The 650-nt window shown below is 55.5% G+C and carries 1 protein-coding gene; it reads left to right on the plus strand.

Annotated features, from left to right (window positions below):
• Positions 1–650: AIDA repeat-containing protein (locus tag ACJHWR_RS25280; RefSeq protein ID WP_410226724.1), on the plus strand; the 650-nt coding region annotated here is incomplete at both ends.

Genomic DNA, 650 nt, shown 5'->3' on the forward strand with positions numbered 1-650 from the left:
CCGGTGGTAAGGCAACAGATGTCACCATGACATCCGGTAGTGCCCTGATTGCAGACAGTGGTGCCACTGTTGAGGGGACCAATGCCAGCGGTAAGTTCAGTATTGATGGCACATCCGGTCAGGCCAGCGGACTGCTGCTGGAAAATGGCGGCAGCTTTACGGTTAATGCCGGAGGACTGGCCAGCAACACCACTGTCGGACATCGTGGAACACTGACGCTGGCTGCCGGGGGAAGTCTGAGTGGCAGAACACAGCTCAGTAAAGGTGCCAGCATGGTACTGAATGGCGATGTGGTCAGTACCGGCGATATTGTTAACGCAGGGGAGATTCGCTTTGATAATCAGACAACACAGGATGCCGTGCTGAGCCGTGCTGTTGCAAAAGGCGACTCCCCGGTAACGTTCCATAAACTGACCACCACCAACCTCACTGGTCAGGGCGGCACCATCAATATGCGTGTTCGCCTTGATGGCAGCAATACCTCTGACCAGCTGGTGATTAATGGTGGTCAGGCAACCGGCAAAACCTGGCTTGCGTTTACAAATGTCGGAAACAGTAACCTCGGGGTGGCAACCTCCGGACAGGGTATCCGGGTTGTGGATGCACAGAATGGTGCCACCACAGAAGAAGGTGCGTTTGCCCTGAGTCGC

Source organism: Escherichia sp. WS568 (assembly GCF_046486085.1).
In the GTDB taxonomy this organism is placed as follows: domain Bacteria; phylum Pseudomonadota; class Gammaproteobacteria; order Enterobacterales; family Enterobacteriaceae; genus Escherichia; species Escherichia coli.